We start from the raw sequence: 21855 nt of genomic DNA on the forward strand, positions 1-21855 counted from the left end.
AAAAAACAAACGCCAAAAAAAAAGGGCGGTAAATACCCGCCCGTTTGGTCGTGAAGCGCGTATTGTATCCGCGATTGCGACGCCGTGTAAAGTTGCGCGGCATGCATCTTGCATGGCGCCTGGGGCGCTAGCGACTGCCCAGCACCCTCTGAAACAGCGCCTGGGCAGCGGCATCGGCTTCCCCTTCATCCTTGCCCGCCTGCAGAACTGCCACCATGCGCGCCAGCACCGCCATCTGCGGCAGTACCGGGCCGAAGAACCGGACGCGGCCTTCTCCGGCAACGAGGATGGTGGGAAAGGTCTCCACATCCAGGTCGCCCACGATGTCCTCGTCGTCCTCGACATCCACCCAGGCCATTCGCAGAGCGGGCTGCTGTTGCGCCAGGGCATCGAACGCATCGCGGAATTCCCGGCATACGCCGCACCATTGGGCGCAAAAACACACCACCCACCAGGCACGATCCTGGGACGCCGGCAATGCCGGCACGGCTTGGCTGCCCATGTGTGCTCGATCTCCTGAACGGGTGGTGGTACCTAGGGCCCGCGCCGCTCGCGGGCGCGGTGGACCGCCATGGTATCCACCTTGCCGGCCTCGTTGCCCCAGGCATTGCGGATGAAGGACAGCACGTCGGCGGTTTCCTGATCACTCAGCGTCTGCATGAAGGGCGGCATGCCGAAGGGCCTCGGATTGCCCGCCGTTGCCGGAGCGTAGCCCCCCTGCAACACTAGTCGCACCAGATTGGTGGGATCCTGCAGCAATACCGCGCGGTTGCCCGCCAGGGCCGGGAAGGCCTGCGCCCTGCCCTCGCCCTGATTGCCGTGGCATTCGGCGCAGTGCCGGCCATACAGCTGCTCGCCGCGCTGCAGCGCCGCCTGCGACGGCCTGGCGGCATCGCCAGAAGCGGAGGGCGGGCGCTGCGGCAAGGCTTGCAGCCAGGCCACGGCTGCTTGCATGTCGGCCTCGCTCCAGTACTGCAGGCTGTGGAACACCACATCGGCCATCGGCCCGGACACGCTGGCGCGCGCAGAGACGCCGGTCGCCAACAGGACTGCCGCATCATCTGCATCCCATCCGGCCAGGCCGGCCTCGGACGGCATATCGAGCGCCGGCGCATACCAGCCCTGCCCGGCGACCATGCCGCCCTGCAGGGACGCCCGGGCCCGCGGCGCACCCCAGGCATTGCGCGGCGTGTGGCACGCTGCGCAGTGTCCCAGGCCCTGGACAAGATAGGCGCCGCGGTTGAGCCGGGCTTGTTGCGTGGCGTCAACAGGGGTAGCGGCCATCACGGCACGCTCGGACGGGGCCGCAGGGCGAAAGAACAGCGCCCGCCAGACCGCCAGCGCCGCCTGCGTATTGAACGGAAAGCGCAGCGCGTGGGCCGGGCTGGCGTTGTCCACCGGCTCCAGGCTTTGCAGGTAGGCAAAGAGGGCATCCGAATCCTCGCGCGTGACCAGCGTGTAGTTCGGATAGGGAAACGCCGGGTAGAGCAGCCGCCCGTCGCGCGAGCGGCCGTTGTGCATGGCGCGCCAGAACTCGGCAGCCGTCCAACCGCCCAGGCCGGTGCCGGCATGCGGCGTGAGGTTGGGTGCGTAGATCGCGCCAAAGGGCGTCTGCACGCCTGCGCCGCCCGCGTAGTCGCGCCCGCCCCGCGCGGTATGGCAGCCAATGCAGTTGCCCACACGCGCCAAGTATTGTCCCCGCGCGACCACTTCGAACGAGGCGGGCGCGGCCGCATGCAGCGCCGGCAGGGGCGCTTCGTCCAGCCGGTTGAGAAAGAGGACCCAGCCCGAAGCGGCCATCAGCAGACCCAGCGCGACCCCGGCCCATACCCACCCCCTTTTCTTGAGCGGTTGTTTCACTGCACGGCTCCCGCACCGGGCAGGCCGCCGCAGCGCAGTGGCAGGGTCGCAGGCAGCTGCTGTGCGGGGGCCGCTCCAGCGGGAACCGGCTGCGCCGCCAGCCAGGCGGCGACGGCGCGCACGTCCTGCAGGCTCAGCTTGCGTGCAACGGCGGCCATACAGTCGGGCGGCTGTGCGTGGCGCTGCCCGGTCTGCCAGGCGCCCAGCTGGCTGCCCACGTAGTCACGCGACAGGCCGAGCAGCCCTGGCAGCCAGGGTGCCGCCCCCATCAGCGACGCCCCGTGGCAGTCCACGCACGCCGGTATGTCCCGTCCTGCATCGCCCTGGCGCACCAGCAGGCGGCCGCGCTCCAGCTCCTGCGGCGGCGCCTGGGCGGCGAGCGGCGGCGCGTACGCCAGCTGCAGGCTGGCGAAATGCTGGGCAATGTCCTGCAGGTAGGCATCGGTCAGGTGCTCCAGCAGATAGGACATCTGCGGATAGCTGCGCCGACCATCACGGAAGTTGAGCAGCTGGTTGTACAGATAGCCTGCCGGCTTGCCGGCAATGCGCGGGAAGTAGCCCTGGGGTGTGGCGCGACCCTCCTTGCCGTGGCAGGCGGTGCATGCCAGCACCCGGTCCCGCAGGTCGTCCACCCGCCCCGCCTGCACCGGCTGGGCCATAGCGGGCAGCGCCAGCAGCAGCCCCGCCAACAAGGCGGACGCCGCGCGCCAGAGCGCCAGCAGCCTCTCAACCACGCCCGACGAATGGCATCTTGGTGGCCATGACGGTGTGGAACAGTACGTTGGCGCCCAGGGGCAGACTGGCCATATGCAATACCGACTGCCCGACGATATCCACGTCGATCATGGGCTCGCTGGCTATGGCGCCATGGGCCTGCAGCACGCCCTGGGTCATGCGCTCGGCCAGTTCGGTGTGGGCATTGCCCACGTCGATCTGCCCCACGGCAATGTCCCAGGCGCGGCCGTCCAGGGAGGCCGCCTTGGTCATGCCCGTCACGGCATGTTTGGTAGCGGTATAGGCAATCGAATGCGGGCGCGGCGCGTGCGCCGAGATAGAACCGTTGTTGATGATGCGCCCGCCACGCGGCGATTGCGCCTTCATGACGCGAAAAGCGTTCTGGATGCCATAGAACATGCCGCTCAGGTTGACGTCCACCACGCTCTTCCATTGCGCTGCGCTCAGCTCGTCCAGCGGCGTGGCGGGCGCGCCCGTGCCCGCGTTGTTGAACAGCAAGTCCAGCCGACCGAAATGCTGCACGGTGCGGTCGAATACCTCACGCAAGGCGGCGTGGTCGGTGACGTCGGCCGGGGCGACCAGCACGCGCGCGCCTGCATCGGACTGCTGCGCCACCAGCTGCAGCGGCGGTTCACGCCGCCCTACAAGCGTCACGCTCCAGCCCGCGCCCAGCAGGGCCAGCGCCGCCGCCCGCCCGATGCCCGTGCCTGCGCCGGTAATGAGGGCAATGCCCGGCCGTGCGTCCTCTCTGGACATGGTCTTTCTCCTTGGATTTGTCTTTTGTGAGGCTGACCCGCAGTCATGCGGGTCGGCTTGCGTCAGCCTAGCCGCGCTGGCGCGCGCCGCCCTTGCCGGGCTTCTTCACGCCGGAGCGCCCGGCCTTGGCGGCAGGCTCGGCCTTTGCGCCGCGGGGCTTTTCCTTGCGTGCGTGTGCGCCTTCTTCCGCGGCAGCGCCGCTGCGGCGCTTGCCCGCATTGCGCGCCTTGCCCTCCACCGCCTGCGAGGCAAGCAATTCGTCGCGCACCAGCCTGAAGTCGATGCGCCGGCCGTCCAGGTCCACCCGGCTGACCTGCACGCGCACGCGCGCGCCGATGCCGTAGCGGATGCCCGTGCGCTCGCCGCGCAGCTCCTGGCGCGCCTCGTCGTAGCGGTAGTACTCCCCACCCAACTCGGTGATATGCACCAGTCCCTCGACATACAGCGCATCCAGCGTCACGAAAATACCGAAGCTGGTGACTGCGCTGACCACGCCGCCGTATTCCTCGCCCAGGTGCTCGCGCATGTACTGGCACTTCAGCCAGGCCTCCACGTCGCGGCTGGCCTCGTCGGCCCGGCGCTCGTTGGCGCTGCAATGCAGGCCTGCCGCCTCCCAGGCCATGGTCTCGCGCGTGCTGGCCGCGCCAGGCGTCTTGCGCGGGCGCTGCGTGGGAGCAGCGGCCTTGGCAGCCAGGCGCTTGGCCAGCTTGAACTGCGCCTCGCCCGGCGTCGGCAGGGCTGGCAGCGCGTACTTGGAATTGCCCAGGATGGAGCGGATGACGCGATGCACCAGCAGGTCCGGGTAGCGGCGGATGGGACTGGTGAAGTGCGTATAGGCCTCGAAAGCCAGTCCAAAGTGGCCGCTGTTGATGGGCGTGTAGATCGCCTGCTGCATGGACCGCAGCAGCATGGTGTGGATCTGCTGGGCGTCGGGACGGTCCTTGGTGGCTTCGGCGATGGTCTGGAACTCGCCAGGGCGCGGCTCGTCCCCCAGCATGACGCCCACGCCCATGGCCTTCAGGTAGCCCCGCAGGATCTCCAGCTTCTCCGGCGTCGGGCCTTCATGCACGCGGTACAGGCCGACACGCTTGCCCTCGCCGATGAAGTCAGCGCTGCACACGTTGGCAGCCAACATGGCTTCCTCGATCAGCCGGTGCGCCTCGGTACGCACGCGCGGCACGATCTTGTCGATGCGCCCGTTGTCGTCGCAGACGATCTGCGTCTCGGTGGTCTCGAAATCCACCGCCCCGCGCGCATGGCGGGCAGCCAGCAGCGCGCGGTACACGTCATGCAGGTTCAGCAGGTCGTCCACGCGCTCGTGGTAGCGCGCGGCTTCCGGCCCGCGGGTATTGGCCAGGATGGCCGACACGTCCGTATAGGTGAAGCGGGCATGGCTGCGCATCACGGCCGGGTAGAACTGGTAGGCGTGGACCTCGCCCTTGGCATTGACCAGCATGTCGCAGACCATGCACAGGCGCTCGACGTGCGGGTTCAGCGAACACAACCCGTTGGAGAGCTTCTCCGGCAGCATGGGGATCACGCGCCGCGGAAAGTACACGCTGGTGGCCCGGTCGTAGGCATCCACGTCGATCGGGCTGCCTGTCTCCACGTAGTGGCTGACATCGGCAATGGCTACCAGCAGCCGCCAGCCCTTGCTGCGGCCCACGCGGGCCGGCTCGCAGTACACCGCATCGTCGAAATCGCGCGCGTCCTCGCCGTCGATGGTGACCAGGGGCACGTCCGTCAGGTCCACGCGCTGGCGCTTGTCCTGGGCACGCACCTTGTCGGGCAGTGCCTTGGCCTGTGCCAGGGCGGCCTCGGAAAATTCATGCGGCACGCCGTATTTGCGCACGGCGATCTCCACCTCCATGCCGGGGTCGTCCACTTCGCCCAGCACCTCGACCACACGGCCCACGGGCTGACCGTACAAGGCCGGCGGCTCGGTCAGCTCGACCACAACCACCTGGCCGGTGTTGGCCGTGCCGGTGGCGCCCTTGGGAATCAGCACGTCCTGGCCATAGCGTTTGTCTTCGGGAGCCACCAGCCAGACACCGCTTTCCTGCAGCAGCCGGCCGATGATGGGCTGGCGCGGGCGATCGATGATCTCCACCACGCGGCCCTCGGGGCGGCCGCGGCGGTCCTGGCGCACGATGCGCACACGCACACGGTCCTTGTGCAGCACGGCACGCATTTCGTTGGGCGGCAGGTAGATGTCCTGGGCGCTGTCGTCCGCAATGACGAAGCCGTGGCCGTCGCGATGACCCTGTACGCTGCCCTCGATTTCATCGGAAGGAGCTTTTTGCGCGGAAGTCACGCTGGCGTGTTTTTTTTGGTTGTACAATCTCGTTCTTTCCTGAAATGCCCAGGTGGCGGAATTGGTAGACGCACTAGTTTCAGGTACTAGCGCTGAGAGGCGTGGAGGTTCGAGTCCTCTCCTGGGCACCAAGTTTAACGAGAACCCGCAAGGGTTCCGGCAATAAAAGCCGCTTCATTCGTGAAGCGGCTTTTTTGTTTGTCGTGCCCGCCGCGTAGAATTTTTTTGCGAAACTCCCCGGAAGCGCCAAAAAACCATCCTATACTCGCGGCTTCCCTGAAATGCCCAGGTGGCGGAATTGGTAGACGCACTAGTTTCAGGTACTAGCGCTGAGAGGCGTGGAGGTTCGAGTCCTCTCCTGGGCACCACAACACAAACAAAAAGCCGCTGATGCAAATCAGCGGCTTTTTCGTTTCCGGCATGGCGAAACTGAACGCCATGCAGGGCGCCGGGCCTTTCGGCCCAGACCACCCTTTTCTTACTTGCGCATCAACGCCTTGAGTGCGTTTTGCAGGCGGCGCGCCCGGGCTTCGTCGCCAGCGCTGGCAAAGACCTGCGCGGCATCGCTCTCCCAGGTCTGCTGCGGGGACGGATCGTTGCGGCGCGTGAGCAGCTGCAGCTGCAATACGCGGCGCGCGGACAGCTGGTCGGGCGGGGTCGGCACCTCGGCAGCGATCTCCAGGCGCAGCAGCGCCTGCTGTGCGTCGCCCGCCGCAGCCGAGGCGGACAGCGCCTGGGTCCACGCCGTGCGGGCGCCTGCCGACACCCTGCCGCCCAGCTCCTGCGCACTGGGCACTTGCGCCGCGTCGCGCGCCTGCCAGGCGGCCATCAGCTGCGTGAGCGCCTCGCCGTGCGCCTGGGCCGCCAGTTTGCGCAGCGTGGCCTGGGCGTGGTCCATGGCGTCGCGCTGGGCTCTAAAAGCGGCATCACCCAGGCGCGGGCCGCGAGCCGGCGCATCGCCCCGGTCGCGCATGCGCCCGCCCGGCCCGGCCCTGAAATCGTCGCGGTCGCGCCGCTCGCCGGGACGGCCGCCGCGCTGCTGGGGCGCCGCCGTGGCCGGCTTGCGCCCACCCGGGCGATCGTCGCCGCGCACGGCCACCACGGCGCGCTGCACGGGCGCAGGCGCGGATGCCGGTGCAGATTCATCCTCAGGCGCTTCGGCTCCTGCTTCGGTATTTGTAGCTGCTGGCGCTTGCTGGGCTTGGGCGGGAGCCTGATTTGGCTCAGAATTTCCGTTGTCTTGCGCCTTCAAGGCAGCGTCCAGCCTGGCCATGGCCTCGCGGATGCGCTGCGCATCTCCCGACGCGTTGGCCGCCTCCAGCGCCTTGGACGCTTCCAGCACCGCGCGGTCATGCGCACCCATCTGGGCCGCGCCCTGCTCGCGCGCCGCACTCTTGCGGGCAAAGGCCTCGTCGATGGGCCTGCGGAAAGCGTCCCACAGCTTTTGCTCCTGACGACGGTCCAGCGGCACGACCTGGGCCTCAGCCTGCCAGCGTTGCTGCAGCGCCTTGACGGCGTCGATGCGCAGCTGCGGCGCGGCGCCCAGCGCCGTGGCTTCTTCGATCATGGCGTGGCGCAGCGCCAGGCTGGCCTTTTGCGCCGCCGCCAGCGGCGCTCCCGCCTCGGCGATGGCGTCCCTCCACAAGGGCTGCAACTCGGCAAACACCTTTTCGCTGACATGGCCGCCGGCGCGCCAGCGCTCGCTGAATTGGTGCAGCGCGCGGCTGGCGCCCTTCCAGTCGGGGGCGGCGGTGGCGGCCTGCTCCTGCGCCCAGGCCTTGAGCTCGTCCACCAGGGCCTGGCGCTGGGCGCGGTGCTGGGCACTTTCGGCGCGCACCTTGTCCAACCAGGCCTCCACGGTCTTGTGGGCGGCGTTGCAGGCCTCATCGAAGCGCTTCCACAGCGCATGGTTGGCGGGCGCGCCCTGGTCGGCCTGCTTCCACTGCTCGCGCAGCTGGCGCAGCGTTTCCTGCATCTTGCGTCCGCCCAGCGCCTGGCCTTCGGGACGGTTCAGCAGACCCTCGGCACGCGCCACCAGGTCTTCGCGCACCTGATCGGCGCTCCAGCGCTGCCAGCCTTCCAGCTCGCCAGCGGCGATCAGGGCGGCATGCACCTTCTGCTCCAGTTCGTTGTCGATCAGCTTGCCGTGCACCTTGAGCACCCCGCGCAGGGCGGTCGCGGCGCCGGCGCTGGCCTTGCCGTGCCCCTGGGCGGTCTCTTCCTCCAACTTGGCCAGGGCTTCGCGCACGGCCTGCTGGGCCGCCTCCCGCTGGGCCGGATCCACCTTGGGACGCGCCGGGGCGGCGCTGCGCGCCTGGGTCTTTTCCGATTCGGTAGGCAGGCCGCGCGCCTGGCGCAGCTCGTCGGCCCACACGGGCACGGGCGGCAGCGGCGCGGCGGCGTCCTCGGACGCGGCGACGGTCTGGCCTAACGCCGACTGGAAGGCCTCCCAAACCACCAGCAGCTGGGCGCGCGAAGCCTCCAGTTGCACCGGAAAGCGTGCTTCCACACTGGGCCAGGCGCCGTCGCCGGAGAGCTCCTGCGCCTGCGCCTGCCAACGCTCGACGTCAGCGCTCAGCAACGCCAGCGCCGCCTGCGCGTCCTTCCAGGGCTTGGTGGACAGCACCTCGATGCGCTGGGCCAGCAGCACGGCGGCTTCGCGCTGCACCTGCACGCGGTGCTGCAGGTCTTCGATCACCTTGACGCGTTCGGCCAGCTGGCCCTTGAGCTGCGACAGCGGCTCGCGCGACAGCGGGGCGCCGGCCTTGGCCGCGTCGCGCTGCCAGGCCAGGGCATCGGCAATGTTCAGGCGCGGCGCGGCCAGCAATGCCTCGGCCTTGGCGGCCCACTCGGCGGCGATGGCCTCCTGCGCCTGCGCGCGGCGGAGCTCGTCCAACCGTTCGCGCACGGCACGCGCCGCGCCCTTGTCGCGTGCGCTGAGTTCCTTGAACACTTCCTGCAAGCGCTCGACCGGAGGCTGGGTGGCCAGCCAGTCGCGGATGCGCGCCGCACGCTCGCCGGAGGTGGCCGCCGAAAAGGCGCCGCCCGTCAGCGCGTCCAGGGGATGCGGCTCGCTGGTTTTGGCCGGGGCCGGGGTGGTTTCAGGGGCGTCGGACATTTTGCTGCGGGAGGAAAAAGGAAACATGGTTCTGGCAAGAGGGCGATGGGCCGGGGCGCGGCGAGCGCTCAGGCGAGATCGCGGCAGGAGGCAGATGGACGGGGCAACCCGGCCACCGCGGGAAAGCTGCTATTTTGGCCCGGTTTTGCAGAGCGGCCACCAGGGCCGCCGCGGCCATGCCGCCGGGACGCATCCCGGCGCTCTCTTGAAGTCGGCGCTTGGCCATCAAAATTGATAGCTGCCGGCGCTTGCTGCACGGGGGTTCAAGGCCGTTGTCTCTTAGAACCTTCTCCATGAATGCAGGGCCGTGCCCCTATCTATATAGAGGGCAAGGCTGATCACCCTGGAGAAAGACCCGCCAACCTGGCCTGCCTGCTGATGAAGGGCAGAAAAAGAGAAGCCCGGTGGAGAGAGATCCCTCCACCGGGCCCGATGGCGGACACAACGGTCCATGTGCCATCGCTTTTCGCACCGGGGAGAAACTGGTCCCCAAGTGCGGGAGGCAAGAGATTGCCTCCGGGGGTGCCGCGCAAGAGCTGCTTTTTGCAAAGCCACGACCCTGGTTGGCGTAGCGCCCGGCCGCGACCGGACGACTGCAAGATTAGCAAGAGCTGGCCACCTGTTCCAACAATGTTTCGCATTGACACAACCTCGGCGGCCACCTTTGGTCAGTGGCTGTTTCCTGAGGCTACAGACAGTTTCTTCATGCGATTTATGTCTCAAAGAAGAAAACCTTAGTGTTGACTGTGCATTTTGGACCCCCCTAGAATCCGCCAACTTCACGACGACACCTCGTAGTAACCCTAGCCCAGCCGATTCCCGGCTTCGATGATCCGCAAGTTTCCGGTGCGCCGCGCGCCCGGCACGGATCGATATGGCAACCCAGTCCGGGCGAGCACGCCCGGCCCGAAATCGAGTTTCTCTCCCCTGCATCGCTGCTTTGCGGTGCCTCGCTTCGCCGGGACTCGTTTCTTGCAGAAAGGAAGAGAGCTATGACAGCTTCAGGACGAGCCGTCGCCGGCGTTCGCACTTTTGCCGCCGACGTCGCCAACGGTTTTCTGGAAGTCACCCACAGCAGCTTCGCCCTGCTGGGACTGGCCGTCGCCTTCGCCGCCATCACCCTGTTGGCACGCCCGGACCTGCGCCAAAGCGGCGAGGAGCACCTGATGGGCTGGCTGCAGTCGCGCCAGCCGGTGGTGGTGCAGCTGGAGGCGGAGCCGCCGCTGGGCGAGCGCCCCATCGCCATCAACCCCAAGGAGCTGCCGCGCGAGCAGGCCGCCGTGGCCTACTGGCTGAGCAAAAAATACCGCGTGGCGCCCGAGCCGGTGGCAGCGCTGGTGAACGAGGCCTATGAGATCGGCTCGCGCACCAAGCTGGATCCGACGCTGATCCTGGCCATCGTGGCCATCGAATCGAGCTTCAATCCGTTTGCGCAAAGCGCCGTAGGCGCGCAGGGCCTGATGCAGGTCATGACGCGGGTGCACACCGACAAATATGAAGACGTGGGCGGGCACCTGGCGGCGTTCAATCCCGTGGCCAACCTGCGCGTGGGCGTGAAGGTGTTGCAAGAGTGCATTGCCCGCGCCGGCTCGCTGGAAGGCGGCCTGCGCTACTACGTGGGCGCTGCCAACCTGCCCAGCGACGGCGGCTATGCCGCCAAGGTGCTGGCCGAGCACTTCCGGCTGCGCCAGGTGGCCGGCGGGCGCTCCGCCTCCCCTGCCGCACCAGCGGCCACTCCGCCTGTCCTGTCCACCAAGGCGCCGGCCGAGGCCGCCGGCGTGGGCACCCCTTCCGCCGCGCTGCAGCCCGCCGTGGAGAAGGTGGCGATGCTGGCTGGGGCCTGAGCGGCCGGCCGCCGGCGCTGGGCTACACTAGCCGGGTACGCGACTGGCGATAGGCGCGGGGCCCGGAAAGGGCGCCGCCGCTGACGTGGAAATCCTGCAGGAGGCACGCCCTTTTCTGCCAACCACTGGGAAGCGTACCGCGCGGGCAGCGTCAAGCTGCCTTTGGCGCGATCCGTCGTTCGCCTGGGCAGCCCTTGGAAATTACCGAGGGACACACGTTCATCAGACTGCCAACCATGTACCAACGCAACATCCTTGTCGAACAAACCGACCCCGAGGTGTGGGCCGCCATCCAGGCCGAAGACCGCCGCCAGGAAGAGCACATCGAGCTGATCGCCAGCGAAAACTACGCCTCGCCCGCCGTCATGGCAGCGCAGGGCTCGCAGCTGACCAACAAGTACGCTGAAGGCTACCCCGGCCGCCGCTACTACGGCGGCTGCGAGAACGTGGACGTGGTCGAGCAGCTGGCGATTGACCGCATCAAGCAACTGTTCGGCGCCGAAGCCGCCAACGTGCAGCCCAACTCGGGCTCCCAGGCCAACCAGGCCGTGCTGATGGCGTTCGCCAAGCCCGGCGACACGCTGATGGGCATGAGCCTGGCCGAAGGCGGCCACTTGACGCACGGCATGGCGCTGAACATGAGCGGCAAGTGGTTCAACGTCGTCTCCTACGGCCTGAACGCCCAGGAAGAGATCGACTACGAGGCGATGGAAGCCAAGGCGCGCGAGCACAGGCCGAAGATCATCATCGCCGGTGCCTCCGCCTACGCCCTGCGCATCGATTTCGAGCGCTTTGCAAAGATCGCCAAGGAGGTGGGCGCCATTTTCTGGGTGGACATCGCGCACTACGCCGGCCTGGTGGTGGCGGGCGAGTACCCGAATCCGGTGCCCTACGCCGACGTGGTCACTTCCACCACGCACAAAAGCCTGCGCGGCCCGCGCGGCGGCATCATCCTCATGAAGGCCGAGCACGAGAAGGCGCTGAACAGCGCCATCTTCCCCGGCCTGCAGGGCGGCCCGCTGGAGCACGTGATCGCCGCCAAGGCCGTGGCCTTCAAGGAGGCGCTGTCGCCCGAATTCAAGGCGTATCAGCAGCAGGTGGTGAAGAACGCCAAGGTCTTTGCCGAGACACTGACCGAACGTGGCCTGCGCATCGTCAGCGGCCGCACGGAAAGCCACGTCATGCTGGTGGACCTGCGTGCCAAGGGCATCACCGGCAAGGAGGCCGAGGCCGCCCTGGGCCGCGCCCACATCACCATCAACAAGAACGCCATCCCCAACGACCCGGAAAAGCCCATGGTGACCAGCGGCATCCGCGTGGGCACGCCCGCGATCACCACGCGCGGCTTCAAGGAAGAAGAGACGCGCATCACCGCCAACCTGCTGGCCGACGTGCTGGAGCACCCGCACGACGAGGCCCACCTGGCCGTCGTGCGCGAGAAGGTGCACGCCTTGACCAGCCGCTTCCCGGTCTATCGCTGATCGGCCCGGGCGCTTATCCATCCTGCCAGCCAGCCCATGAAGTGCCCTTTTTGCAGCCACCCGGACACGCAGGTCGCGGAGACCCGCGTGTCCGAGGACGGCGCGCTGGTGCGCCGGCGCCGGCGCTGCGCCGCGTGCGACAAGCGCTTCACGACCTACGAGCGGCCGGAGGTCAGCTTCCCCGCCATCGTCAAGAAGGACGGGCGGCGCGTGGAGTACGACCGGGCCAAGCTGCTCGGGTCCTTCCAGCTGGCGCTGCGCAAGCGCCCGGTCAGCACGGTGCAGATCGACAGCGCCATCGAGCGCATCGAGGAAAAGCTGCTCAACCTGGGCCAACGCGAGATGCTGTCCAGCACGCTGGGCGAGCTGGTCATGCGCGAGCTGCAAAAGCTCGACAAGGTGGCCTATGTGCGCTTTGCCAGCGTGTACCGCAGCTTCGAGGACGTACACGAGTTCCGTGCGCTGGTCGATGAGGTGGGCAAGTAACCCGTCACTTTGCTACAAAATAGATAGCTGCCAGCGCTTGACTGGCGGGCGCTGGAGGCGTTTTTCATCAAAAACGCACCAGGCGCCAGACACAAGGGCCGCATCTGCGGCCCTTGTTTTTGGGTGCCTGGGCGAGGGTCAGCCCGCGCTTGCTGGGATCGGCCCCACGGCCTGGCGCACATCGCCGCACTGCGCCCGGTGGCGCAGCGCGTGGTCCATCAGCACCAGTGCCAGCAGCGCCTCGGCGATCGGCGCGGCGCGGATGCCCACGCAGGGGTCGTGCCGGCCCTTGGTGACCACGTCCACGCTGTGGCCCTGCACGTCGATGGATTGGCGCGGGCTGATGATGGAGCTGGTGGGCTTGATGGCGATGTGGGCCTCGATGTCCTGCCCCGTGCTGATGCCGCCCAGGATGCCGCCGGCATGGTTGCTGGCAAAGCCCTGCGGCGTGAGCGAGTCGCCATGCACCGTGCCGCGCTGCGCCGCGCTGGCAAAGCCGGCGCCGATCTCCACGCCTTTCACGGCGTTCAGGCCCATCAGGGCGTGGGCGATGTCCGCGTCCAGCCGGTCGTACAGGGGCTCGCCCAGGCCCACGGGCACCTTCGTCGCCTGCACGCGGATGCGCGCGCCGCACGAGTCGCCGGCCTTGCGCAATGCGTCCATGTAGTCCTCGTACTGCTGCACGTCGGCCACGGGGGCGAAAAAGGGGTTGTGCGGCACATGCTCCCAGCTCTCGAACGGGATGGGCAGCTCGCCCAGCTGGCTCATGCAGGCGCGAAATTGCGTGCCGAATTGCTCCCTTAGCCACTTCCTGGCCACGGCGCCGGCGGCCACGGTGGGCGCCGTCAGGCGCGCAGACGAGCGCCCGCCCCCGCGCGGGTCGCGCAGGCCGTACTTGTGCCAATAGGTGTAGTCGGCGTGGCCGGGGCGAAAGCTCTGGGCGATGGCGCCGTAGTCCTTGCTGCGCTGGTCCTGGTTGCGGATCAGCAGGGCAATGGGCGTGCCGGTGGTGCGCCCTTCGTACACGCCCGAGAGGATCTCCACCGCGTCGGGCTCATTGCGCTGCGTGACGTGGCGGCTGGTGCCGGGGCGGCGGCGGTCCAGGTCGTGCTGGATGTCGGCCTCGGTCAGTTCCATGCCCGGCGGGCAGCCGTCGATCACGCAGCCGATGGCCGGACCGTGGGATTCACCGAAATTGGTGACGCAAAACAGGGTGCCTAAGGTGTTGCCGCTCATATGGGCCGGCATTATCCCCATCAAAGCAGCATGTCAGCAGCGCAAAGGCCCGCCGCAGCGCAACCTAGGCCAGCAGTCCCCGCGCAAGGGTTCGCTGCGGCGCAACCCAGCCCAGCAGACGCCGCGCAAGGGCCGCCGCGCTGCGCGGGCGTCGTCCCCTTCCCGCATTGCGCAGCAATGCGAGAGAAGGGGGAAGCGCCGCAGGCGCTCAGGGAGTTGTCTTTTCTTCTGGCCAGTCGCGGATGTAGGCCTTGAGCAACTGGTTCTCGAAGTTCTGCCCGTCCACCACGGCCTTGGCCACATCGTAGAAGCTGACCACGCCCATCAGCATGCGCCGGTCCATCACCGGCATGTAGCGCGCGTGGCGGCCCAGCATCATGCGGCGCACCTCGTCCATGTCGGTCTCCAGCGTGCAGGTCAGCGGCGCATCGTCCATGGCGGTGCGCACCAGTGTGGCCCCCAGGCTGCCGCCGTGGCGCGACAGGTGTCCAATGACCTCGCGGAAGGTGAGCATGCCCACCAGGTCACCATGCTCCATCACCACCAGCGAGCCGATGTCCTTCTCGGCCATGGTCTGCACGGCCTGCGCCAGCGGCTCGTCCGGCGTGACGGTGTAGAGGGTGTTGCCTTTGACGCGCAGGATGTCGCTGACTTTCATGGGGTGTCTCGCAGGGGGCAGGGTGGGCGGGCGTGCAGGAAGTGCTCGCGAAAATATAGCCCACAATCCCCGGCGCATTGACCACATTGGAGACACGGATGCCCGGCTATTCCGACCCCGGCTTCGACACGCTCGCGCTGCACGCGGGAGCCGAGCCCGACCCGACCACCGGCGCACGCGCCACCCCCCTGTACCTCACGACCTCGTTCGTCTTCCAGTCCAGCGACCACGCCGCGTCGCTGTTCAACCTGGAGCGCCCGGGCCACGTCTATAGCCGCCTGAGCAACCCGACGACCGACGTGCTGGAGCAGCGCGTCACCGCGCTGGAAGGGGGCGTGGGCGCGATCGCCACCGCCAGCGGCCAGGCGGCGCTGCACCTGGCCGTGGCCACCCTGATGGGCGCGGGCGGGCACATCGTCGCCAGCACCGCGCTGTATGGCGGCTCGCAGAACCTGCTGCACTACACCCTGCGCCGCTTCGGCATCGAGACGACCTTTGTGAGGCCTGGCGACCTGGACGGCTGGCGCACCGCCATCCGCCCCAACACCCGGCTGCTGCTGGGCGAGACCGTGGGCAACCCGGGCATGGAGGTGCTGGACATCCCCGCGATCGCCCAGATCGCCGAAGACGCAGGTGTGCCGCTGCTGGTGGATTCCACGCTGACCTCCCCCTGGCTCATCAAGCCCTTCGAGCATGGCGCGCATCTGGTGTACCACTCGGCCACCAAGTTCCTGTCGGGCCACGGCACCGTGATCGGCGGCGTGCTGGTCGATGGCGGGCGCTTCGATTGGGAGGGCGGCGCGGCAGCCGGCAAATTCCCCGAGCTGACCGAGCCCTACGACGGCTTTCACGGCATGGTGTTCACCGAAGAATCCAGCGTCGCGGCCTTCTTGCTGCGCGCGCGGCGCGAGGGCCTGCGCGACTTCGGCGCCTGCATGAGCCCGCACTCGGCCTGGACCATCCTGCAAGGCATCGAGACGCTGCCGCTGCGCATGGAGCGGCACGTGCGCAACACCGAAAAAGTGGTGCAATTCCTGGCCAGCCACCCCTTCGTCTCGCGCGTGGGACACCCCATGCTGGAGACGCACCCCAGCCACCAGCTGGCGCAAAAGCTGCTGCCGCGCGGCGCCGGCTCGGTGTTCAGCTTCGACTTGCGTGGCGACCGCGAGCAGGGCAAGAAGTTCATCGAAAGCCTGCAGCTGTTCAGCCACCTGGCCAACGTGGGCGACGCCAAGAGCCTGGTCATCCATCCCGCCAGCACCACGCACTTCCGCATGAGCGACGAGGCGCTGGCCGCGGGCGGCATCAGCCAGGGGACGATCCGCCTGTCCATCGGGCTGGAGGAGGCTGACGACCTGATCGACGACTTGAAGCGCGCCCTGAAGGCGGCAGAAAAACATGGCGGAAAGGCAGGTGCGTGATGCTGTACGACGTGAACGGCGCCAGCGCCTACTGCTACACCGGTGGCCGCGCTTTCGACGCGGCAAAGCCCACGGTGGTCTTCATCCATGGCGTGCTGGGCGACCACAGCGTCTGGGCCTGGCAAAGCCGCTACCTGGCCACGCACGGCTGGAACGTGCTGGCCGTCGATCTGCCCGGCCACGGCCGCAGCGGCGGCGAGGCGCCCAAGAGCGTCGAGCAGGCGGCGGACTTCATCGCCGCGCTGCTGGACGCGGCGGGCGTGCAACGGGCCGCCCTCGTCGGCCACAGCTGGGGCTCGCTGATCGCGCTGGAGACCGCCGCGCGCCTCACCGAGCGCATCAGCCACCTGGTGCTGGTCGGCACGGCCTACCCGATGAAGGTCTCGCCCGCGCTCATCCAGGCCTCGCGGGACACGCCCGAGGCGGCCCTGAAGATGATCAACGTGTTCTCGCGCAGCACGCTGGCGCCGCCCACGGGCGCGGGCTTGTGGGTCTATGGCGCGGGCATGGCCTTGGGGCGGCGCGTGCTGCAGGGCAACCGCGAGGCCAACGTGTTCCACCGCGGCTTTGTCGCCTGCGACAGCTACAGCGGCGGCGAGGCGGCGATCGCCGCCATCCAGTGCCCGGTGCTGTTCGCCCTGGGCAGCAAGGACCAGATGACCTCGCCGCGCGCGGCGAAGGGGCTGATCGACGGCGCGCGCGCGGCCGGCAAGCAGGTGCAGGTGGCGCACCTGCCCGTGGGCCATAACCAGATGACCGAGGCGCCGCACGAGACGCTCATCGCCATCCGCGACTTCCTGGCCTGAAAAGCTGCGGGACAAAGCCGCGGTGGCCACGGCCGCTGCCGCTTTGCCGCCACAATCGCGCCCCATGCCTGCTGCTGCTTCTCCCGCCCCTACCGCTCCCTCCACTGCCATCTTGCTGTGCAACCTGGGCACGCCGGACGCCCCCACGGCGCCGGCGCTGCGCCGCTACCTGGCGCAGTTCCTGGGCGACCCGCGCGTGGTCGAGATACCCCGCCTGGTGTGGTGGCCCATCCTGCACGGGATCATCCTGCGCATCCGGCCGGCCAAGTCGGCCGCCAAGTACGCCACCATCTGGACGCCCGAGGGCTCGCCCCTGGCCGTGTGGACCGCCAAGCAGGCACTGATGCTGCGCGGCTGGCTGGGCCAGGCGCGCCTGGCCGTGCGCGTGCAGCACGCCATGCGCTACGGCCAGCCGGCCATCGGCGCACAGCTCAAGGCCTTGCAGGAAGCCGGCGTGCAGCGCGTGCTGGTGCTGCCGCTGTACCCGCAGTATTCGAGCACCACCACGGCCAGCGTGTTCGATGACGTGGCGGCCTGGGTCAAGCGCTCGCGCGTGTATCCCGAGCTGCGCTTCGTCAACGGCTACCACGACCACCCCGCCTACATCGCCGCGCTCGAAAAAAGCGTGCGCGCCCACTGGCAGCGCGAGGGCGGCCCGGCCGAGCGGCTGGTAATGAGCTTTCACGGCATCCCCGATCGCAACGTGCGCCTGGGCGACCCGTATGCCGAGCAGTGCCGCACCACGGCCCGGCTGCTGGCGCAGGCGCTGGGCCTGTCCGAGCAGCAGTGGCAGCTCACCTTCCAGTCGCGCTTTGGCAAGGCCCGCTGGCTGGAGCCCTACACCGAGCCCACCCTGGTCGCCCTGGCGCAGGCCGGCATGCGCCGCGTGGACGTGATGTGCCCCGGCTTCACCGGCGACTGCCTGGAGACGCTGGAGGAGATCAACCAGGAGGCGCGCCACGCCTTCATGGAAGCGGGCGGCAAGGAGTTCCGCTACATCCCCTGCCTGAACGACGACGCGGCGTGGATCACCGCGCTGTCGCAGATCGCACAGCAGCATCTGGCGGGCTGGCCGTTGGCGGCAGGCTGAGAGCCAAAACAGCCTCTGACGCTTGCCAGTCAAGCGCTGGCAGCTCCTTATTCGATAGCGCTCTGGGCGTCAGGGACGGCGCCGCGGCCAGGGCGGCGCAGGCACCATGCAAAAATTGCCGCGATGACCGCCCTCCCCCTCCCATCCATGCGCCTGGACAAATGGCTGTGGTGCGCGCGCTTTTACAAGACGCGCGGCCTGGCCGTCGATGAAATCAGCCGCGGCCGCGTCACCGTGAATGGCCAGCTGGCCAAGGCCGCGCGCGAGCTGCGCCCCGGCGACACGGTGGCACTGCGCCAGGGCCACGTGGCCCGCACGGTGGTGGTGCGCGCCTTGAGCAACCTGCGCGGGCCGGCGCCGGTGGCGCAGCAGCTGTACGAGGAAACACCTGAGAGCATCGCGGCGCGCGAGCAGGCGGCGCAGGCGCAGCGCCTGGCGCCGGAGCCGGCGGACGGGCTGCGCGATGGCCGGCCGACCAAGCGGGACCGGCGCAGCATGGACGAGCTGCGCGGCGGCTGGGGCGACCGCTGGAGTGCGTCGGTGGACGACGCGCCACCACGGAATGCTTGAAAGCAAACCCCCGCAGCGACAGCTTGTACAGGCCAGCTCCGACGATCCGGAAGAAAAACCGACAGATGTTCAGACACTCCACCGCAGCAATCGGAGCTGCCGCCCCGCTTCCTACAGGAATCGTTGACCCGTTGGTCGCGCAGCGCACGATCTTCAGCGCAGACAGAACCCACCGTTTCACCCTCTTTCGGCACTGGGGTGACACAACAGATTACGCCTGCGCAATTAGCATGAACCCTTCGGGCGCAGCGGAGGACGTGGGTGACCGCACTGTCGATGGCATGGTGCGTCGAGCCCGAAACCACTGGGGCGTTGGCGCGTATTACCAACTCAACGTGATGTCGCTGCGCGGTACATATTCGGCAGACTTGGCGAGGGCAGCCGTGATCAACCTTCCCGAGAACGATGAATGGATCCACCGTATCGCGGCAGGCGCAAGAATCGTTGTGGTGAGTTGGGGCGACGCGGGTCACGCATCAGGCCGCGGCATGGCGGTGGAAAAAATTTTGCGTGAGGTGTGCAACCCGTCGAAAGTCTTCTGCTTCGGTCGAAACAAGAGCGGCGCGCCAGTACATCCGCTCTATCAACGCGACGATGCGCCCTTGCTGCCTTACTTCACATAGCCTCCATTTCCGGCGATGCATGACTTCCAGTCCATGCTCAGGCAAGCGCTGCCAGCTATGCAGTCAACAGCATCACCCCGCCCCGTACGGCGCGAGACTGCTCCGATCCTCGCTCACCTGCAGCGCCTGCCCGATCGGCGGGAACGCCCGCTGCGGGCACGCCGGGCGTTCGCAGACCTTGCAGCCCATGCCGATCGGCACATAGGCCGCCGCATCGCCCAGGTCCAGCCCGCGCCCATAGACCAGGGCGCCTGCGTGCTGCACGTCGCAGCCCAGCGCCACCGAGAACTGCCGGGCCGGCGCGCCCCAGCCGCCCGCGCTGCGCGTGACGGTGCGGGCGATCCACAGGTAAGACCTTCCGTCGGGCATGCGCGCCAGCTGGCGCACGATGCGCCCGGGCTGGGCGAAGGCCTCGTACACGTTCCACAGCGGGCAGGTGCCGCCGATCTTGCTGAAGTGAAAGTGCGTGGCCGACTGGCGCTTGCTGATGTTGCCCGCCCGGTCCACGCGGATAAAGAAGAACGGCACCCCGCGCGCGCCTGCGCGTTGCAGCGTGGACAGGCGGTGGCACACGGTCTCAAAGCCCACGCCGAAGCGCTGCGCCAGCCGCTCGATGTCGTAGTGCAGCGCTTCGGCCGCGCGCAGAAAGTGCGTGTAGGGCAGCAGCAGCGCGCCGGCGAAGTAGTTGGCCAGGCCGATGCGCGCCAGCGACTGCGCCGCCTCGCCGCTCAGGCTGGCGCCCTGCACGGTGTGCGTCAGCTCCTGCTCCACCTCTAAAAAGGCCAGCTGCGTCGCCATCTGGAAGGCGCGCTGCGCGGGCAGCAGGCCGGGCCCCAGGTGCAGCACGCGAGCCTGCGCATCGAAGCGCCGCAGCGCGGCGCCGCCCTCCTGGCCGGGCGCGGCGTCAGGCAGCAGGGCCACGCGCACGCCGTGGGCGGCTTGCAGGCGCTCGGCCAGGGCGGTGTCGCTCACGCGCTCGGGCAGGCGCCACTTTGCAGCCAATCTTTCAGCCGCGTCGTCCAGCGGCGCGATGTGGTTGTGCTGCGAGAAAAAGAAGTCGCGCACCTGCTCGAAGGCCATGGGCGGCGGGGCGTGCAGCGAGGCGGCCGCAGCGCCCGGGCGGCCCGCCTCCAGGTGCTGCGACAGCGCGGCCAGGCGCTCGCCCTGCTCGCGCCGGCTGCGGTGCAGGGCCAGCAGCGTGCGGGCAACGGCCGGCATGTTGGCGGCCAGCTCGCGCACCTCGGCCAGCGACACGGCGTCCTGCGGCTGGGCGCTGGCCAGTTCGGTGAACACGTCGCGCAGGCCGGCGACCAGGCGCGCCTCGTCGTCGTCGGAAAAGCGCTGCACATCCACGCCGAAGACGGCGTTGATTTTCAAAAGGACGGGCACCGTGAGCGGGCGCTGGTTCTGCTCGATCTGGTTCAGGTAGCTGGCCGACAGATCCAGCGCGCGCGCCAGCGCCACCTGGGTCAGGCCGCGCTCTTCGCGCAGGCGGCGCAGGCGCACGCCCATGAAGGTCTTTTTCATCGATGTTTTCTTCGCAAGATTCGCAAATTTGAGGCCATGCCTTTGCATTCCTACGCCAATTCAGGCCTCGTGCGGGAGCGCCATTGTGCGTAGATTGCGAAGCATGGCAAACCTTGCCGCCACACCCACGGAGACCCCTGACCCATGAGCACCATCCTGAGCGCCAGCCCCACGCCCCTTGCAACGCCCGCCCTGCGGCCCAAGAAATCCGTCGCCCTCTCGGGCGTCACGGCCGGCAACACCGCCCTGTGCACCGTGGGCCGCACCGGCAACGACCTGCACTACCGCGGCTACGACATCCTGGACATCGCCGAGGTGTGCGAGTTCGAGGAAATCGCCCACCTGCTGGTGCATGGCAAGCTGCCCACGCGCGCCGAACTGGCCGCCTACAAGGCTAGGCTGCGCGCCCTGCGCGGCCTGCCCGCGGGCGTCAAGGCCGCGCTGGAGCAGCTGCCCGCCGCCAGCCACCCCATGGACGTGATGCGCACGGGCGTATCCGCCCTGGGCTGCGCGCTGCCCGAAAAAGACGACCACAACCTGCCCGGCAGCCGCGACATCGCCGACCGGCTGATGGCCTGCCTTGGCTCCATGCTGCTGTACTGGTGGCACTTCAGCCATGGCGGCCGGCGCATCGAGGTGCAGACCGATGACGACTGCATCGGCGGACACTTTTTGCACCTGTTGCACGGCACGCGCGCGCCCGGCAGCTGGGTGCGCGCCATGCACACATCGCTGAACCTGTATGCCGAGCACGAGTTCAACGCCTCCACCTTCGCCGCGCGGGTGATCGCCGGCACCGGCAGCGACGTGTACTCGGCCATCGCCGGCGCCATCGGCGCGCTACGCGGCCCCAAGCACGGCGGGGCGAACGAAGTGGCGTTCGAGGTGCAAAAGCGCTACGACAACCCGGATGAGGCGGAAGCCGACATTCGCCAGCGCGTGCACAACAAGGAGGTGGTGATCGGCTTCGGCCACCCGGTCTATACGGTGAGCGATCCGCGCAACGCCGTCATCAAGGGCGTGGCCCGGCGCCTGTCCGAGGAGGCCGGCTCGATGAAGATGTACGGCGTCGCCGAGCGGCTGGAAGCCGTCATGTGGGAGGAAAAGCGCATGTTCCCCAACCTGGACTGGTTCAGCGCCGTGAGCTACCACATGATGCAGGTGCCCACCGCCCTGTTCACGCCGCTGTTCGTCATCGCGCGCACCAGCGGCTGGGCGGCGCACGTGATCGAGCAGCGCATCGACAACAAGATCATCCGCCCCAGCGCCCACTACACCGGGCCGCAGGACCAGCGCTTCGTGCCCATCGACGAACGCCTGTGACCGCGCG

At 68.3% G+C, this 21855-nt stretch carries 18 protein-coding genes and 2 tRNA genes; 11 read left to right on the forward strand and 9 right to left on the reverse strand.

Going from position 1 to position 21855, the window contains the following annotated elements; translation table 11 throughout:
* Nucleotides 1-127: 127 nt before the first annotated feature.
* From C7H73_RS11660 to rnr, 5 genes are all read right to left on the reverse strand, one after another.
* Entirely contained in the window at nucleotides 128-502 is a 375-nt protein-coding gene (locus C7H73_RS11660) for a thioredoxin family protein (RefSeq protein ID WP_106846797.1), read from the reverse strand.
* Between the two features lie 32 nt (nucleotides 503-534).
* On the reverse strand, nucleotides 535-1800 hold the full coding sequence (locus C7H73_RS11665) for a cytochrome c (RefSeq protein ID WP_106846798.1): 1266 nt from the start codon (nucleotides 1798-1800) through the stop codon (nucleotides 535-537).
* A gap of 56 nt (nucleotides 1801-1856) precedes the next feature.
* Nucleotides 1857-2519: a c-type cytochrome gene (locus C7H73_RS11670; RefSeq protein ID WP_106847653.1), complete on the reverse strand. Its 663-nt coding sequence runs from the start codon at nucleotides 2517-2519 to the stop codon at nucleotides 1857-1859.
* A 67-nt stretch (nucleotides 2520-2586) separates the two neighbouring features.
* Nucleotides 2587-3351, reverse strand: a complete 765-nt coding sequence (locus C7H73_RS11675; RefSeq protein ID WP_106846799.1) for an SDR family oxidoreductase — start codon at nucleotides 3349-3351, stop codon at nucleotides 2587-2589.
* Between the two features lie 67 nt (nucleotides 3352-3418).
* Complete coding sequence (gene rnr, locus C7H73_RS11680) at nucleotides 3419-5692, reverse strand: ribonuclease R (protein WP_106846800.1); 2274 nt, start codon at nucleotides 5690-5692, stop codon at nucleotides 3419-3421.
* A gap of 19 nt (nucleotides 5693-5711) precedes the next feature.
* Between rnr and C7H73_RS11685 the strand changes: the two genes are divergently transcribed.
* Nucleotides 5712-5796: transfer RNA gene (locus tag C7H73_RS11685), tRNA-Leu, on the forward strand.
* A 152-nt stretch (nucleotides 5797-5948) separates the two neighbouring features.
* Nucleotides 5949-6033 (forward strand) — tRNA-Leu (locus tag C7H73_RS11690).
* A 110-nt stretch (nucleotides 6034-6143) separates the two neighbouring features.
* On the opposite strand, the gene C7H73_RS11695 is transcribed toward C7H73_RS11690, so the two are convergent.
* Nucleotides 6144-8783 carry a DUF349 domain-containing protein gene (locus tag C7H73_RS11695; RefSeq protein WP_106846801.1) on the reverse strand — a complete coding sequence of 880 codons (2640 nt, stop codon included), beginning with the start codon at nucleotides 8781-8783 and terminating at the stop codon, nucleotides 6144-6146.
* Between the two features lie 992 nt (nucleotides 8784-9775).
* Between C7H73_RS11695 and C7H73_RS11700 the strand changes: the two genes are divergently transcribed.
* The 3 genes from C7H73_RS11700 (at nucleotide 9776) to nrdR (ending at nucleotide 12594) form a co-directional block, all read left to right on the forward strand.
* Nucleotides 9776-10627 carry a lytic transglycosylase domain-containing protein gene (locus tag C7H73_RS11700; RefSeq protein ID WP_106846802.1) on the forward strand — a complete coding sequence of 284 codons (852 nt, stop codon included), beginning with the start codon at nucleotides 9776-9778 and terminating at the stop codon, nucleotides 10625-10627.
* A gap of 236 nt (nucleotides 10628-10863) precedes the next feature.
* A complete protein-coding gene (gene glyA, locus C7H73_RS11705) occupies nucleotides 10864-12108 on the forward strand; it encodes a serine hydroxymethyltransferase (protein WP_106846803.1) in 1245 nt (414 codons plus the stop codon).
* A 36-nt stretch (nucleotides 12109-12144) separates the two neighbouring features.
* Nucleotides 12145-12594, forward strand: a complete 450-nt coding sequence (gene nrdR / locus C7H73_RS11710; RefSeq protein ID WP_106846804.1) for a transcriptional regulator NrdR — start codon at nucleotides 12145-12147, stop codon at nucleotides 12592-12594.
* Between the two features lie 138 nt (nucleotides 12595-12732).
* Here the strand turns inward: nrdR and aroC are convergent, their stop codons facing one another.
* Together aroC and C7H73_RS11720 are read right to left on the reverse strand one after the other, a co-directional pair.
* Complete coding sequence (aroC, locus tag C7H73_RS11715; RefSeq protein WP_106846805.1) at nucleotides 12733-13830, reverse strand: chorismate synthase; 1098 nt, start codon at nucleotides 13828-13830, stop codon at nucleotides 12733-12735.
* A 208-nt stretch (nucleotides 13831-14038) separates the two neighbouring features.
* Nucleotides 14039-14488: a CBS domain-containing protein gene (locus C7H73_RS11720; protein WP_106846806.1), complete on the reverse strand. Its 450-nt coding sequence runs from the start codon at nucleotides 14486-14488 to the stop codon at nucleotides 14039-14041.
* A gap of 98 nt (nucleotides 14489-14586) precedes the next feature.
* Here C7H73_RS11720 and C7H73_RS11725 point away from each other — a divergent pair, with 98 nt between their 5' ends.
* The 5 genes from C7H73_RS11725 to C7H73_RS11745 all read left to right on the forward strand — a co-directional run bounded on the left by C7H73_RS11725 (nucleotide 14587) and on the right by C7H73_RS11745 (nucleotide 18998).
* Nucleotides 14587-15909 carry an O-acetylhomoserine aminocarboxypropyltransferase gene (locus C7H73_RS11725; protein ID WP_106846807.1) on the forward strand — a complete coding sequence of 441 codons (1323 nt, stop codon included), beginning with the start codon at nucleotides 14587-14589 and terminating at the stop codon, nucleotides 15907-15909.
* Nucleotides 15909-16715 carry an alpha/beta fold hydrolase gene (locus C7H73_RS11730; RefSeq protein ID WP_106846808.1) on the forward strand — a complete coding sequence of 269 codons (807 nt, stop codon included), beginning with the start codon at nucleotides 15909-15911 and terminating at the stop codon, nucleotides 16713-16715. Before C7H73_RS11725 ends, C7H73_RS11730 begins: the two co-directional genes overlap by 1 nt.
* A 64-nt stretch (nucleotides 16716-16779) precedes the next feature.
* Entirely contained in the window at nucleotides 16780-17805 is a 1026-nt protein-coding gene (gene hemH, locus C7H73_RS11735) for a ferrochelatase (protein WP_106846809.1), read from the forward strand.
* Between the two features lie 123 nt (nucleotides 17806-17928).
* Nucleotides 17929-18375, forward strand: a complete 447-nt coding sequence (locus tag C7H73_RS11740) for an RNA-binding S4 domain-containing protein (RefSeq protein WP_106846810.1) — start codon at nucleotides 17929-17931, stop codon at nucleotides 18373-18375.
* 65 nt (nucleotides 18376-18440) lie between these two features.
* Nucleotides 18441-18998, forward strand: a complete 558-nt coding sequence (locus tag C7H73_RS11745) for a DUF1643 domain-containing protein (RefSeq protein WP_106846811.1) — start codon at nucleotides 18441-18443, stop codon at nucleotides 18996-18998.
* Between the two features lie 72 nt (nucleotides 18999-19070).
* On the opposite strand, the gene C7H73_RS11750 is transcribed toward C7H73_RS11745, so the two are convergent.
* The gene (locus C7H73_RS11750) at nucleotides 19071-20525 is read right to left on the reverse strand and encodes a short-chain fatty acyl-CoA regulator family protein (protein WP_106846812.1); all 1455 of its coding nucleotides are present in this window, start codon (nucleotides 20523-20525) and stop codon (nucleotides 19071-19073) included.
* Between the two features lie 144 nt (nucleotides 20526-20669).
* Between C7H73_RS11750 and prpC the strand changes: the two genes are divergently transcribed.
* Nucleotides 20670-21848: a bifunctional 2-methylcitrate synthase/citrate synthase gene (gene prpC / locus C7H73_RS11755; RefSeq protein WP_106846813.1), complete on the forward strand. Its 1179-nt coding sequence runs from the start codon at nucleotides 20670-20672 to the stop codon at nucleotides 21846-21848.
* Nucleotides 21849-21855: the final 7 nt, after the last annotated feature.

The sequence above is a fragment of the Pulveribacter suum genome, from assembly GCF_003013695.1.
Taxonomy (GTDB): Bacteria; Pseudomonadota; Gammaproteobacteria; order Burkholderiales; family Burkholderiaceae_C; genus Melaminivora; species Melaminivora suum.